This window comes from Corallococcus macrosporus, assembly GCF_017302985.1.
Taxonomy (GTDB): domain Bacteria; phylum Myxococcota; class Myxococcia; order Myxococcales; family Myxococcaceae; genus Corallococcus; species Corallococcus macrosporus_A.
Genome location: NZ_JAFIMU010000001.1, coordinates 33553 through 47142 on the forward strand (window position 1 = coordinate 33553; position 13590 = coordinate 47142).

11 protein-coding genes and 1 tRNA gene are annotated in these 13590 nt (G+C 72.4%); 8 read left to right on the plus strand and 4 right to left on the minus strand.

The window, feature by feature from the left end; translation table 11 throughout:
• The first annotated feature begins 10 nt into the window (after positions 1 to 10).
• The 5 genes from JYK02_RS00185 to JYK02_RS00205 all read left to right on the plus strand — a co-directional run bounded on the left by JYK02_RS00185 (position 11) and on the right by JYK02_RS00205 (position 5766).
• Positions 11 to 3037: a PQQ-binding-like beta-propeller repeat protein gene (locus JYK02_RS00185; RefSeq protein WP_207047832.1), complete on the plus strand. Its 3027-nt coding sequence runs from the start codon at positions 11 to 13 to the stop codon at positions 3035 to 3037.
• Between the two features lie 12 nt (positions 3038 to 3049).
• On the plus strand, positions 3050 to 3214 hold the full coding sequence (locus JYK02_RS00190) for a hypothetical protein (RefSeq protein ID WP_207047882.1): 165 nt from the start codon (positions 3050 to 3052) through the stop codon (positions 3212 to 3214).
• A 35-nt stretch (positions 3215 to 3249) separates the two neighbouring features.
• Complete coding sequence (locus JYK02_RS00195) at positions 3250 to 4044, plus strand: hypothetical protein (protein WP_207047833.1); 795 nt, start codon at positions 3250 to 3252, stop codon at positions 4042 to 4044.
• Positions 4045 to 4113: 69 nt separating this feature from the next.
• Complete coding sequence (miaA, locus tag JYK02_RS00200; RefSeq protein ID WP_347402396.1) at positions 4114 to 4995, plus strand: tRNA (adenosine(37)-N6)-dimethylallyltransferase MiaA; 882 nt, start codon at positions 4114 to 4116, stop codon at positions 4993 to 4995.
• A gap of 177 nt (positions 4996 to 5172) precedes the next feature.
• Positions 5173 to 5766, plus strand: coding sequence for an HdeD family acid-resistance protein (locus tag JYK02_RS00205; protein ID WP_242588261.1), 594 nt, complete (start codon positions 5173 to 5175; stop codon positions 5764 to 5766).
• Positions 5767 to 5828: 62 nt separating this feature from the next.
• Here JYK02_RS00205 and JYK02_RS00210 read toward each other — a convergent pair whose 3' ends face one another.
• From JYK02_RS00210 to JYK02_RS00225, 4 genes are all read right to left on the minus strand, one after another.
• Entirely contained in the window at positions 5829 to 7100 is a 1272-nt protein-coding gene (locus JYK02_RS00210; RefSeq protein WP_207047835.1) for a PQQ-dependent sugar dehydrogenase, read from the minus strand.
• Positions 7101 to 7190: 90 nt separating this feature from the next.
• On the minus strand, positions 7191 to 8936 hold the full coding sequence (locus JYK02_RS00215) for a response regulator (RefSeq protein ID WP_207047836.1): 1746 nt from the start codon (positions 8934 to 8936) through the stop codon (positions 7191 to 7193).
• Positions 8937 to 8962: 26 nt separating this feature from the next.
• A complete protein-coding gene (locus JYK02_RS00220) occupies positions 8963 to 9919 on the minus strand; it encodes a diguanylate cyclase (protein ID WP_207047837.1) in 957 nt (318 codons plus the stop codon).
• A 532-nt stretch (positions 9920 to 10451) separates the two neighbouring features.
• Positions 10452 to 11198, minus strand: coding sequence for a tetratricopeptide repeat protein (locus JYK02_RS00225; RefSeq protein WP_207047838.1), 747 nt, complete (start codon positions 11196 to 11198; stop codon positions 10452 to 10454).
• 99 nt (positions 11199 to 11297) lie between these two features.
• Between JYK02_RS00225 and JYK02_RS00230 the strand changes: the two genes are divergently transcribed.
• From JYK02_RS00230 to JYK02_RS00240, 3 genes are all read left to right on the plus strand, one after another.
• Positions 11298 to 11383, plus strand: a tRNA-Leu gene (locus JYK02_RS00230).
• A gap of 91 nt (positions 11384 to 11474) precedes the next feature.
• Positions 11475 to 12140 (plus strand): response regulator, encoded by a 666-nt coding sequence (locus tag JYK02_RS00235; RefSeq protein ID WP_207047839.1) that lies wholly within the window; start codon positions 11475 to 11477, stop codon positions 12138 to 12140.
• A 15-nt stretch (positions 12141 to 12155) separates the two neighbouring features.
• Positions 12156 to 13544, plus strand: a complete 1389-nt coding sequence (locus JYK02_RS00240) for an RsmB/NOP family class I SAM-dependent RNA methyltransferase (RefSeq protein ID WP_242588262.1) — start codon at positions 12156 to 12158, stop codon at positions 13542 to 13544.
• Positions 13545 to 13590 lie beyond the last annotated feature (46 nt).

The following is a 13590-nucleotide window of genomic DNA, read 5'->3' on the forward strand; positions in this document are numbered from 1 at the left end:
GAGGCACGCCATGAACGTCCGCATCCTCGCGCTCGCCGCTCTGCTGTTGCCCGCGGTGGGCTTCTCCCAGACCTGGACCGTGCGCCCCGTCCCCGCCGCCGGAGAGACGGTCGCGCGCGTGGTGATGGACGACGCGTCCGACCTTGTCCTGGAAGTCACCAACACGGCCGCGGCCTCGCTCGACGCGCGCCTGTCGGAGGTGTCCTTCGTCCTGCCCACCGGCTACCAGTTGCTGGGCGGCCTGCCGGCGGAGGAGAACCCGAACTGGAAGGTCGAGTACGTCGACGCCAACGAGCGGCGCATCACGTTCCAGTCCACGCTGGGCTGCGTGGACAACGGGCGCGGCCTGGCGCGCAACCAGACCGCGCGCTTCGTGCTGAGCGTGGTGGGCCCGTCCAACCGCGCCACCGACAGCGCCACCGAGCGGCTGGCGGCGGGCACCTACGCCCGCGACCAGTGTGACGGCACGAACTACACCTACAACGTCGGCAACATGCCCGCGTGGACGCGCGCCATCCTCACCACGAACGTGACGCTGGCGCCGCGCGTGCTGGCGGTCAACGCCACCACCGTGGCTCGCGCCGTGGTGGAGAACCGCGGCACGGGCTCGGCCACCGTGACGGTGGACAACCCCACCTCCACGACCAGCGTGCCCCTCACCACCGTAACCAAGGACCCCACCACCAGCAGGGTCGTGGCGCTGCAGTCCGCGGGCGTCTTCGCGGTCACGCTGAGGCCCACCGCCGCCGGTGCCGTGGCCGCGCGGGTCCGCGCGCGCACGACGAACAGTGGCTCCAACGCGCCGCTCGTGGACTCGCCCATGGCGGACGTGGGCAACCTGGTCGCGACGGCGGACATGGACGTCGTGGATGCGTTCAGCGGCGACCAGGTGACGCTGCGCATGACGGTGTTCAACGCATCCGCCACGAACTCGTACACTCAGGTGCGCCCGCGCGCGCCGGTGCGGCTGGGCAACGCGACGGCGACGCTCGTGTCCGGACCGACGCCAGAGAGTCTGGCGCAGCTGGCGCCCGGAGCCTCCGCGCAGTTCACGTGGCGCTACCAGGTGTCGGGCACGCCCGGCGCCAGCTACCAGTTCCAGGCGCAGGTGGACGCGACGCTCAACGGCTCGGCGGTGGCGGGGGACCTGGTGACGGCGCGCAAGGGCCGCATCGTGGAGCACCGCGTGCGGCTGAGCCAGGAGACGATGTCCACCGCGGCCACGGCCGTGACGGTGGCGTACACGGTGCAGAACCGGGGCGCGCTGCCCATCATCGAGGTGAAGCTGTTCAAGCCCGCGGTGAACTACTTCGCGGTGGCCGCGTCGGGCCCGCAGGCGTTCGGGAACTGGAACGTCTACACGGACGCGGCCGGCTACATCTGGGAGTCGGAGACCGGCATCCCGGTGGGCGGCGAGGCCACCTTCCGCATCACGTATTCGGGCTTCACCGCCGTCACCGAGGACACGGCCTTCCGTCACCGGCTGGAGCTGAACCAGGGCTGGAACGATCCGCGCATCCGCGTGGAGGCGACGATGACGCTGCTCGCGGTGACCGCGTCCCCGGACGTGTCGCGCCTCACCGGCGTGGCCCGCGACGGCAGCGTGACGCTCACCTGGAACAACCCCTTCAACCATGGCGGCACCCTGGTGCTGCGCGCGCCGGGGGCGACGCCCAACACCGAGCCGACCAGCGGCGTGCGCTACGCGGTGGGGGCCACGCTGGGCAACGCGACGGTGGCGTACTCGGATGAGTTCAGCTCCGCGTCGTCCTTCACGGACACGGGGGTGACGAACGGCACGACGTACGTCTACCGGGTGTTCAACGCGGATGATCAGTTCCGGTACGGCCCGGGCAATCAGCCCACCTCGGTGGGCCTGCTGGCCACGCCCCGGGCGCGCGTGGCGGGCAACCCGCTGTGGTGCTACTCGGTGGGCCTGTCCTCGCAGCTCCAGCCCGTCACCGAGCTGGGCGTGGGCATCTTCAGCTCCTTCAACGACTCCGTGGTGGGCTCGCTCACGAACACGGTGAACCCGTCCGAGGACGGCGCGGAGCGCTTCCGGCCGGTGAAGATGACGGGCCTGATTGGCAGCCGCTTCCCGGTGGTACCGCTGCTGGGCCGGCCGGGGCAGCAGTGGCTCGTCGTAGGCGACCAGGCCGGCGTGCCGGCGGTGCTCAACGCGGCCACGGGTGAGTTCCTGTGGCGCAACACGACGCTGGGCCTGGGGAACATCAGCTCGTTCCCGGTGACGCAGCTGCTGGACTACGCGAACCCGGAGTACCGGACGACGTTCTCGAACGTGGACCTGGCGATCTTCGCGACGCGCAACGCGTCCGCGCAGAACCAGGTGGTCGCGCTGAACGCGGCCACGGGCGCTCTCATCTGGCGCTACCGGCCCGGGGACCTGGGCATGGTGAGCGGCGGCATGCAGGTGGACTACTCGACGAACCGGCTCTACGTCGCGACGAAGTCGGGCGTGAGCGCCGCCACGCTGCGCGTGCTCAACAGCCTCACGGGCGCGGAGGTCGCGCGGCTGTCGCTGGGCGACCTGGAGTTCGGCGTGGTCCGCAACGCCACGAGCAACCAGATCCTGGTCACCGCCAACGACGGCCGGGTGTACGGCGTGAACCCGGCCACGTTCACGACGGCCTGGACGGTCACCGTGCGGCCCTCCACGGCGCGGGCGTTCACCCACTTCGCGCGGCCCCTGGGCCGGGGCTTCGTGGTGAGCACGGCGGACGGCAAGGTGGAGCGCTATGAGATGGACGCGACCAACGTGCCGGCGCTGTTGTGGTCGACGCCCATCGCGGGCCCGGCCGGTTCCTTCACCCTGAACCAGAACGGCGTGGCGCGCATCTACGTCGGCAGCTCGGACGGCAAGGTGCACCAGCTGGAGCTGGACACGGGTGTGGACTCCGGGCAGGTGACGGTGGGCCCGGCGCAGGCCATCGGCACGCCGACCATCGACCACACCGTAAGCCGGTTGCATGTCGGTACCGCGGATGGTCGAATCTGCGCCTTCCCGGTGCCCTTCTAGGTGGGCCATCACGTGAGCCAACGACCTTCACAGCCTCCAGCGGGTGCCCCGGTGCCGAAGCCGCCGGCCGCGCCCGCCGTGTACGTGGCTCCCGCCATCCTGTGGGAGCAGCCCTTCGTCGCGCTGGCGCAGTTGTCCACGTGCACCATCCCCGGCGAATCGGAGTGCGTGCCGTGAACGGCGGGGACCCCCCGGCGGGTCCCCGTGAAGGCATGCTCCGGATCACCCTGGCCGGGTGGACGGTGTCGCTGGAGGTGGAGGACGCGGCGCTCGCCGGTCCGCTCCAGCGCGTGTTCGGCGCGTTCCTCGCGCCAGAGGCCGTGGCCGCCGATGCCCGGCTGGTGATGCGGACGCCCTCCAACCCGGGTGCTCCGCCCACCGTGCAGGAGCTGCCCCGGCTGGAGCCTGGAGACGCAGGCTCGCTGCGGGTGGAGGGCGCCGGGTACTCCGCGGTGCTCTCCGCGGACCGGCGCCACGCGGACGTCATCGGATCCGGCCGGTACCCGGTGGAGAACGTGATCAAGGTGATGCTCGCGTCCGCGCTGGCGAAGCGCGGCGGGCTGCTGCTCCACGGCGTGGGGCTGGTGCACGAGGGCCGGGCCGCGCTGTTCGTGGGCCACTCCGGCGCGGGCAAGAGCACCCTGGGCGGGCTGTGGCGCGACGCGGGCGGGACGATGCTCGCGGACGAGCTGGTGGCCGTGTGGCCCGTGGAGGGGGGAGGGTGGAGGGCCGCGGGAACGCCCTGGAACGTCCCGGCCCGGACCTCCGAGGCGACGCTCGTCGCGGTGGGCACGCTGGGCTGGGACGCGGCTTCGCGGTGGGAGGCGCAGGGCGCGGGGGACGTGGCCCGTGTGCTGCTGCTCAACGCGATGCTGCCCGAGCCCACGGCGGCGGGCCGGGGCGCACTGGTGGGCGCGGCGGGGCGCGTGCTGTCGTCCGTGGAGACCGTGCGGCTGGTGTTCGCGCGCGATGCCAGCGCGGCCGCTGCGGTGCGGGCGCGGCTGTAGAGGCTCGCGCTTGTCTCGCGTCTGCGTTACAGCGGGCGTGGGAGGCGGATGACGGTGGCTGAGACGCGGGTGCCTTTGACGGTGATCGCTGGGCCCACGGCGTCGGGGAAGACGGCGCTGGCCATCGCCTGGGCTCGCGCTTCGGGCGGAGAGATTGTCAGCGCGGACTCGCAGCAGGTGTACCGCGCGTTCGACATCGGCACCGCCAAGCCCTCCGCCGAGGAGCTGGCCGCCGTGCCGCACCACCTGGTCTCCTGCGTGGATCCGCTGGAGACCTTCTCCGCCGCCGAATACCAGCGCCGCGCCGACGCGGCCATCGCGGACATCGCCTCCCGCGGCCGGCCCGTGTTCGTCGTCGGCGGCACCGGCCTGTACCTGCGCGTCCTGCTGCACGGCGTGGTGGACGCACCCGGGGCCCTGCCTTCGCTGCGCGCGGAGCTGGAGGCGCTCGCGGCGGAGCAGGGGAGGGAGGCCGTGCACCGCCGCTTGTCCGAGGTGGATCCGGAGACCGCCGCGAAGCTGCCGCCCCAGGACCTGGTGCGCGTCGTCCGCGCGCTGGAGATCCACGCGCAGACGGGCGTCCCCGCCTCGGAGTTCCGCCGCGCGCATGCCTTCGCGCCGGACCGCTATCCCTTCCAGCTGTACGTGCTCGACCCGCCGCGCGACGCCCTCTACGCCGCCATCAACGCGCGCACGGAGGCGCTGTTCGCACGCGGACTCGTGGAAGAGACGCGGGCCCTGCTGGAACAGGGCTACGCGGACGCGGCCCCCATGCGCAGCGTCGGCTACGTGCAGGCCCGCGCCGTCGTGGAGGGCCGGATGACGCGCGAAGAGGCCATCGCCGACACCGCGCAGGAGACCCGGCGCTACTCCAAGCGGCAGCTCACGTGGTTCCGCAAGGAGCCCGGCGCGGTGTTCCTCGCGCCCCCGTACGCCCGCCCCACCCCTTGAGCGGAGCGGGCCTTCCCGGCCCCTGCTCGGCGCTTCACTTGATTCGCCTGGCGGCGCGGATTGTTCGCACCCGGCTCCGCTCCCATCTTCCACCAGGAAACGCTTCCCCCACGTCCACTCCCGGACCGACAGGCGGCCGAGGGCCCGAGGCGGGCAGCCATCACCGTGGAGATCGCCATGAGACCGAACGTCGAACGCGCGCCGGACACCCGGCCGGACCGCCTTTCCCGAGGGGCCTCGGCCATGTGGGGCGCTCCCTTCCTCCTGGGGCTGCTGACGTCGATCGCGGGCGTCGTGCTGCTGGGCGCCACGGTCTTCACCAGCTTCGTCACCGTCTTCTTCATCGGCATGATGCTGGTGATTGGCGGCGTGCTGGAGATCATCGCGGCCGTCCGTTCACGCGGCGAGGGCCGGGGTGCCTTCTGGTCCTTCATGCTCGGCGGCGTGCTCACCACCGTCGTCGGCATCCTCACCGTCATGTACCCGGCCGCGGGGCTCGCCTCGCTGACGCTGCTGATCGCCGGCTACTTCTTCGCCAGCGGCCTCTTCCACGTCATCACGTCCGTCATGGACCGCTACTTCCAGTGGGGCTGGGACCTGGCCTACGGCGCCATCTCCGTGGTCCTGGGCATCAGCGTCATGGCCCGCTGGCCGCAGTCCTCCGTGTGGCTCGTGGGGACCCTCGTCGGGCTCGCCGTCTTCTTCCGGGGCATCTCCATGATGTCCGGCTCGCTCATGCTGCGGCGGGGCATCCGCCACGTGGAGGCTTGAGCGCCAGGATGCCCCTGGCGCCTATTCACTCGCGGTGAAATAGGGATATCAGTGAGTGAAGCTCAGCCCGAGTAGCCGATGCGGTAGATGACGCCGTTCGCATCGTCCGTGACGAGCAGCGCTCCGTCGGCGGCCACCGCCGTGTCCGCCAGCCGGGCGAACTGCGTGGTGCCGTCCGCGCCGAGCCAGCCCGACGCGAAGTCCTCGAACGCGGTCGGCGTGCCCTGGGCGTCGAAGCGCACGCGGACGACCTTGTAGCCCGTGGGCGGGTTGCGGTTCCACGAGCCGCGCATCGCCACGAAGGCGTTGCCACGGAACTCCGCGGGGAAGAGGGTGCCCGTGTAGAAGCTCAGGCTCATGGGCGCCGAGTGCGCCTGGTACTCCAGCACCGGCGGCTGCGTCTTCGCGCAGTACTCCGGGCGCGACTGCATGTCCGGCGGCTCCTGGCTGAGGAACGCGTCCGGCTCCTGCTTGCCCAGGCAGTAGGGCCAGCCGTAGTCCGCGTCCTGCTGGATGCGGTTCAGCTCCTCCGGCGGGTAGTCGTCCCCGCGTGAGTCCGAGCCGTGATCCATGCCCCAGAGCTGCCCGGACACCGGGTGCCACGCGAACCCGATGGTGTTGCGCAGCCCCTTCGCGAACACGGTGCGGCCCGTGCCGTCCGGCTCGAAGCGCAGCAGCGTGGCGTTCTCCGGGTTGGCGTCCGCGCACGCGTTGCAGGTGCTGCCCACGGACACGTACAGCTTGCCGTCCGGCCCGAACGCGAGCGTCCGGTTGGGGTGCTGCCCCGCGTCCGGCAGCCGGTCGATGAAGAGGGCAGGGGCCCCCAGCGTGTCATCCGCGTTCACCGCGGCGACCAGCACCTGCCGGTCGGTGATCATGAAGAGCCGGTCGCCCTGGAGCGCCAGCCCGTGCACGCCCGAGTTCTTCGTGCCCAGCCCGCTCGCCACGACGACGCTCGTGTCCGCCGCGCCGTCGCCGTTCGTGTCGCGCAGCAGGGTGACGCGGCCGGCCTCGCGCTCGGTGACGTAGACGGCGCCGCTGGGGCGCACCGCGAGCTTGCGAGGGTTCGTGAGCCCCTGCGCGAAGACGCCCACCTGGAAGCCCGCGGGGACGCGCAGCTGCGCCAGCCGCTCCGCGCCGAACGTCTGCTTCGCGGGCTTCACCAGGTTGTTGGGCACCGACACCGCGCGCACGGCGTCCTCCTTTGGAGGCACCTGGGGCGTGGGGATGGCGACATCCAACGGGGTCTGATCACCGTTGTTGGACGTCGTCTTGTCCGAGCACGCGACCGAGAGGCACAGCACGGCACCTGCGAAGAGGCGGGAAGAGAGCATGGGCCGCGCACCCTGTGCACGGAAGGAGCGGCCCACAATCCACGGCCCCGGAGCCCAGGGCCCCGGTCAACACTTGCGCGCGGTCAGGTGTCAGGAGGCGAAACGATCCTCGCCGAAGCTCTCCACCACGACGGGCCGCGGGACTTCACGCGGGGCGGCGGCGAGCGGATCCGGCACGCGGCCGGTGAGCTGGCAGAGGAGGCGGTCCGGGTTCACCGGCTTGGGCAGGAATGCCTCCGCGCCCGCGTCGAGCGCGCGCTGGCGCACGTGCGGACGGTTGAGGCCGCTCATCACCAGCACGCGCGTGTCGCGGGTGAGCGGGTGCTGCTTGAGGCCTTCACACAGGCGCAGGCCATCCACCCAGTGCAGCACCACGTCCAGCAGGATGGCGGTGGGCGGGCGGCGGGCCACGGCGCAGAACAGCGCCAGCTCGTCCGCGAAGGACACCACGCGCGCGCCGGTGCTTTCCAGGAGCAGCGTGAGCGCCTCGCGCGTGTCCGCGTCGTCGTCCACCACGTAGTACAGGTCCGGCTCCACCTCCGGCACGAACGTCGGCACGGGCTCCATCGGCGTGCGCAGCCACGAGCCCACCACCTCGCGCACGCCCGACCAGCGCGCCGCGGCCAGCAGGCCCAGCGGGGTGGGGGCGCTCAGGCCCAGCACGCCGCCGCCATACACACCGCCCTGCGAGTGCTTCGCGCGTGCCGCGACGAACGCCGCCGGGGCCCGCTTGCCCGCGCGGCGCAGCCAGGCGATGGAGCGCGCACCGGCCGCCGCGTCCTCCATCAGCTCGCCCAGCCCGTCGCGCACGTACCGGCGCTCCAGCGACGGCGCGTCCAGCCCGCCATCCAGCAGCGCCACCGCGGCGCGGCTGCACGACGCCAGCGTCTCCGACAGGCCCACCTGCAGCGGGTGGCCGAAGGCCGCGGGGCCCACCGCCAACTGCCCGGGCGCCACCAGCGTGCGGCCGGGGCCGAAGGGCAGGCGCGTCGTCTCCAGCGCCGCGACCTCGAAGCCCTCCTCCAGCAGGCCGTCGCGCGCGGCCATCATCAGCACCTGGCACAGGTCCGCCGGCGTCACCGCCGCGCCGAAGGCCAGCGCGTACACGGACGACGCGCCCGGGATGAGGAACAGCGCATCCACGGCGGGCAGCGGGGAAATCCACAGGCGCGCCACCGGCGCCAGGTCCCGGCCCGTCATCGCGCCCTGGAGCCGCGCCTGCACCGCCGGCATGGACGGCGCGGGACGGAAGCCCTTGAAGAAGTTGTCCCCCATGAGCGGCCCGGCGCCCGCGGCCAGCGCCACCGCGTGGAAGCGCTCGCCGCTGCCCTGCGCGCGGACCACCAGGGGGCCCGCGTTGCGCACCGCCGTGGGCGCGTCCGGCGCCGGAGCCTGACGCTCCACGCGCTCCACGTGACGGTCCACGAACCGGGCGCCCTGCGCGCTGGCCGCCGTGGACAGCACGTGGCGCACCATGTCCAGGCCGCCTTCACCCTTGGGCCAGCCGTCCACGACCCAGAGGCCGCCCGCGGCGCACGGCAAGAGCTCGCGCTCGCCCTCGCCCTGGGAAATCACCTCCACGCCGCGCAGCTCGTGCGCGCGCCACTCCGGCGGAATCCGGCAGCCCAGCGCGGCCAGCCGCGAGCGGCACTCCGGCGTGAGCAGGGCAGGGGGCGCGGTGCGCTCCTCGGTGCCCCCCGCGTAGACGCGCACGTCCAGGGCCACGCCCCGCGCGCGGCCGTTGAAGAGCAGCGACGCCGCGAGCCCCGCACCGGCGATGCCGCCGCCGACGATCGCCACCCTCGAACCACTCGTAAGCTTGCTGGTCCCGCTCATCGCGCGCCCTCGTTCCCTTCCCGCCGTCAGTGCCGCTGCGCCGCGGGGGCGTGGACCGACTGGCCGTACACCACCACCCGGTCACGTCCCTCCCGCTTGGCCTCGTAGAGCGCGGCGTCCGCCGCCTTCAGCAAGGCCTCCGTGCTCTCACGCGGGGAGTCGGCCGTGTGGTCCGCCACGCCCACGCTGATGCTCAACCCGAAGGGCGCCGGGCGCCCGTCACCGCGCTGCACGTTCACGCCGCGCAGCTCCGAGCGCAGGCGCTCCGCGAACACCGCGGCCTCCATGGACGTCTGGTGCGGCAAGAGCACGACGAACTCGTCACCGCCGAAGCGCGCCGCGAAGTCGGACTCGCGCAGGTTGCCCTGCATCAGCGTGGCCAGGGCCAGGATGGCGCGGTTGCCCACGTCGTGGCCCATGCCGTCGTTGATGGCCTTCAGGTGGTCCAGGTCGATGACCACCACGCTCAGCGCGTAGCCGTAGCGCAGGGCGCGCTTGAACTCGTCCTCCAGCCGCACCGACAGCGCCCGGAAGTTCGCCAGGCCGGTGAGCGCGTCCGTCTGCGCCAGCACCTGGAGCTTGCGCTGCTGCTCGCTCTGGCGCACCGCGCGGTCGATGCGGGCGAGCAGCTCGCGCGAGCTCGCCGGCTTGTGGATGAAGTCCACGGCGCCCATCTCCAGGCATCGCTCCAGGGTCGCCTCGTCCGCGTCCCCCGTCAGGAAGATGACCGGCACCGTCTCCGTGCGCACGTCGTTCTGGAGCGTCTCCAGGACCGCCAGCCCATCCCCGGAGGGCAGGAAGCGATCCAGCAGCACCAGGTCCGGCCGGTGCTCGCGCGCCAGCTCCACGCCCGCGTCCGCGTCCGGCGCGGCCAGCACGTCGAAGCGCGGGGCGAGCAGGTCCATCAGACCCTCGCGCACGGCGGTGTCGTCCTCGATGATGAGCAGGAGCGCGCGCTCACTGCTGCGGCCGTGCCGTTCCATGAACTGGTTCGCTCCGCTCGCCTGTCCCGAAATGGCAGGCCGAAAGTCTCGGGCGCCACGCCCTTCCAGGTGCTCCCCACGCCCTTGCGCCCCACGCGCACCCGCCGCCGCCCCGTCTTGCAAGCACCCACCCACCCATCCAACCTTCACCCGAGACCTCCGGCTGCCAAGCCCGTCCGCCTCCGCGGGGGCTTTGGGAACCATCCGCCCCGGTCGCCCGCGTGCCCTTGCCGAGAGCAAGCCCTGTGCCCCGCGACTCACGCCGCGGCCGGCCTCTTTTCAGGGGGTTGCATGGGGGCCCGCGCGACAGCCAACAAGCCAGCCGGAAGACGTTGCAGCGTGGGGGCGCCGCGCACGGTAGGAATTGCCGGACGAAGGGCCGCACCGGAGCGCTGTCCGGTGGTGGGGTGGAGCGGCTGATCCGTTGAGAATTCCCCGGAAGCGCGCGCACGAAGCGGCGCCATCGACGGGATCTTGAAGCGGGACCCGGGCGCCATGGCGGTGGCGCCCGGTCGTCACGTCCAGCGGGACCTCAGCGCCGGTTCGTGAACTGCACGCGGCGCCCGCCACCCATGGGCGGCATCATCGGCGGCGCCTCCAGGCCGAACTGCCACCAGAGCGGCTCGTAGGGCTTCATCTTCAGGCGCTTGTCGTTCTGCAGCTGGGCGAGGCTGCCCTTGAGCTTCTCGTCGGAGGGGTTCTGCTCCACGCCGCGCGCGAGCACGCGCTGGGCGCCGTCCTTGTCCTTGAGCTGCAGGAGGCACCACGCGTACACCGCCCAGACGATGGACTCCTTCTTGCCGCTCTTCACCGCGGCCTCGAAGGAGGTCTTCATGGCGGCCGCGTCGTTGCGGCGGAAGTGCAGGGCGCCCTCCATGGCCTTGGCCATGTAGTTGCGGCCGCTGGCCTTCTCCAGGTGGGGCTTCGCGCCGTCCAGGTCCTTCACCATGTACTTCAGCATGCCGATCTGCGCGTGGATCTCCGGGCCGATGAGGAACTGCCACTTGTCCCAGACCAGGCCCTGCTCCAGCGTCTTCACGGCCCGGTCCACGCGCCCCTGGGCTTCCTTCTGGTTGGCGGGCTGGCCCTGGAGATCATTCTGCACCGTCGTCATCAGCGCCTGGACCCGGGTGGAGACCCGGCGGGCGAGCACGATGTAGGCAGCGAAGAAGACGATGACGCCGGGCACGATGCCGGCCCACCAGGAGAAGCCGCCGGCGAGCTTCACCAGCACGCCGACCGCCAGCCCGATGGCCAGGGAGATGAGGAGGTTGTACATGCGCTGCCCCTTTAGCGGTGTGCGTGGACAGCCGCAATCTTCGGATGCACACGAACCGAAGGCGCGATATACGTTCGGCCGCCTCGCTCACACCCAAGGGGCCCTCTGTCGAAATTGGTAGACGAGGCGGACTCAAAATCCGCTGCGGCTGACCCCGCGTCCCGGTTCGAGTCCGGGGAGGGCCATCTTCAAACGCAGACCCGGCGCCCACCATGCCGTCCTTCCGGGCCGCCCGAACGTGAAAGCGCTCCCCTGTCCCCCGCGCTGGAAGACGCGATGAAGGTTCTGCTGGTCGAGGATGATCCGAGCCTCCGCGAAGGAATGGGGGAGCTGGTCTCCGAGATGGCGGACGTGCAGGCGGTGGGCACCCTCGACGAAGCGCTGAGCGCCCTGCGCGCGGACCGCTTCGAGCTGGTGATGACCGACATGCGCATCGCCGGAGGCCACGCGGACGGCCGGGGCGTCCTGGAGGCCGCGCGCCGCCAGCGCCACCCGGTGGCCATCGTCAGCGCCGCCGGTCCGGACGAGGTCGCCCAGGTCCTGCACCCCTCGGAGCCGGACGCGCTGCTGATCAAGCCCTTCCAGGTGGATGACATCCTGGGGCTGGTGGAGCGCTTCCTGGAGCTCAAGCGCCAGGCCGTCGCCGAGGCCTCGACCCCTCCCGCCGGGGACGCGCCCGACTGGACGGAGCCCTCGCCCGGGGTTCGGTGCGCGGGGTCCACGCCGGACAGCGCCCGGATGTGGGTGCGGCTCTCTCCGGACGCCACCTTCCCCTGGAGCCGCCCCCAGTGCGCCCACGGCGTCCTCCTGGTGGAGGGCGACCTGGAGCTGGACGGGGAGCGCTACGCCGCTCCGTGCTACCTGTTCCTGTCTCTCGGTGCGTCGCCCCAGTTGAAGACGCGGGCCGGTGCGCTGGCCGTGTGCGTGCCGCTGCGCGGTTAGGCGACGAGGTCACCCTTGGACATCCCCCTCTGGCCCACGCCGCATGAGCCGTCACGCCTGGGGCGTCCGTCCCGGCGCGCGGCCACCGCGGCGATTGAAACGCACATCGCCGTCCTCAAGGGCGAGCCGCTGAAGGCCGCGCTCGCCACCGCGCTACGGGAGGCGGAGGGGCTGGGCGGACAGGAGCGGCGCTTCGTGGCCATGGCCGCGCGCGAGCTGTCCCGGCACACGCGGCTGCTGGACCTGGCGGCGCGGACGCTGGGGCACTCGCCCGGCAAGCACGTCCTCACGGAGGATCAGGCCCTGGTGCGCTACGCGCTCTGGCGGCGCCTGTTCTGCGGCGAGGGCTGGGCGCGCGTCGGGCCGGAGGTGAAGCTGCCGGGGCCGGTGCGGCCGCGCACGCTGCATGACGCGGTGCTGGAGGGGCTCGTCACGAAGCCCCTCGCGGAGCCTCCCCCGGCCCAGGGCTCGGAGTCCGCGGAGGCCGTCGTCGAGCGGCTGGCCACCCGGTACTCGTTCCCGGGGTGGCTCACGCAGCGGCTGGCGCAGGTGTACCCGGAAGGGACGCTCGCGGGGCTGATGGCGTCGCTGGACGAGGAGCCCTCACTGCACTTCCGCGCGCGGCCTCCGGGGACGCGGGACGCGGTGCTCGCGGCGCTGGCGCAAGAAGGCGTGGCGGCGGAGGCCGTGCCGTGCGCTCCGGACGCGCTGCGCGTCGCGGACTCCAGCCACCGCATCTTCGAGTCGAGGACGATGAAGGTCCGGCGGCTCCAGGTGCAGGACGTGGGCAGCCAGCTCATCGTCCTGGCGTGCCTGCCGCCCGGGGCGACCCTGGCGGGGCTCACCGTGGCGGACGTGTGCGCGGGGGCCGGCGGCAAGACGCTGGGGCTCGCGGACCTCGTGGGCGCGAAGGGGAAGGTGCTCGCGGGGGACCGCTCCAAGCGGCGGCTGGCGGACGCGCGCGACCGGGTGCGCGAGTTTGGCCTGAAGCAGGTGTCGTTCCCGCATCCGGTGCCGCTGGACGCGGTGGACGTGGTGCTGGTGGACGCGCCGTGCAGCGGCACGGGGTCCCTGGCGCGCGAGCCGGATCAGAAGTGGAAGCTGTCCGCCAAGGCCATCACGGAGTTCCAGGCCACGCAGTCCGCGCTGCTCGCGGAGGTGGCCGCGCAGGTGAAGCCCGGGGCGCGCATCGTCTACGCCACGTGCTCCGTCCTGCCGGAGGAGAACGACGCGGTGGTGGAGGGCTTCCTCCAGAAGCACCCGGGCTTCGCCCTGGAGCCGGTGGGGGAGGGGTGGCCCGCGGAGCTCCAGGTGGGAGTGGACGGCCCGTACCTGCGCGCCCTGCCGCCCCGGGTCCCCGGCGGGGGCTTCTTCGCCGCCCGGCTGGTCCGCAAGGCGGGTTGACAGTCGCCGAGCGGCCACGTTACGCACGAACGACCTTCTCCTCTCC

Bases quoted from the DNA above. Each gene is read 5' to 3' on its own strand.
- JYK02_RS00185 (WP_207047832.1), top strand. From the start codon at position 11: ATGAACGTCCGCATCCTCGCGCTCGCCGCTCTGCTGTTGCCCGCGGTG.
- JYK02_RS00195 (WP_207047833.1), top strand. From the start codon at position 3,250: ATGCTCCGGATCACCCTGGCCGGGTGGACGGTGTCGCTGGAGGTGGAG.
- JYK02_RS00205 (WP_242588261.1), top strand. From the start codon at position 5,173: ATGAGACCGAACGTCGAACGCGCGCCGGACACCCGGCCGGACCGCCTT.
- JYK02_RS00210 (WP_207047835.1), bottom strand. From the start codon at position 7,100: ATGCTCTCTTCCCGCCTCTTCGCAGGTGCCGTGCTGTGCCTCTCGGTC.
- JYK02_RS00215 (WP_207047836.1), bottom strand. From the start codon at position 8,936: ATGAGCGGGACCAGCAAGCTTACGAGTGGTTCGAGGGTGGCGATCGTC.
- JYK02_RS00220 (WP_207047837.1), bottom strand. From the start codon at position 9,919: ATGGAACGGCACGGCCGCAGCAGTGAGCGCGCGCTCCTGCTCATCATC.
- JYK02_RS00225 (WP_207047838.1), bottom strand. From the start codon at position 11,198: ATGTACAACCTCCTCATCTCCCTGGCCATCGGGCTGGCGGTCGGCGTG.
- JYK02_RS00235 (WP_207047839.1), top strand. From the start codon at position 11,475: ATGAAGGTTCTGCTGGTCGAGGATGATCCGAGCCTCCGCGAAGGAATG.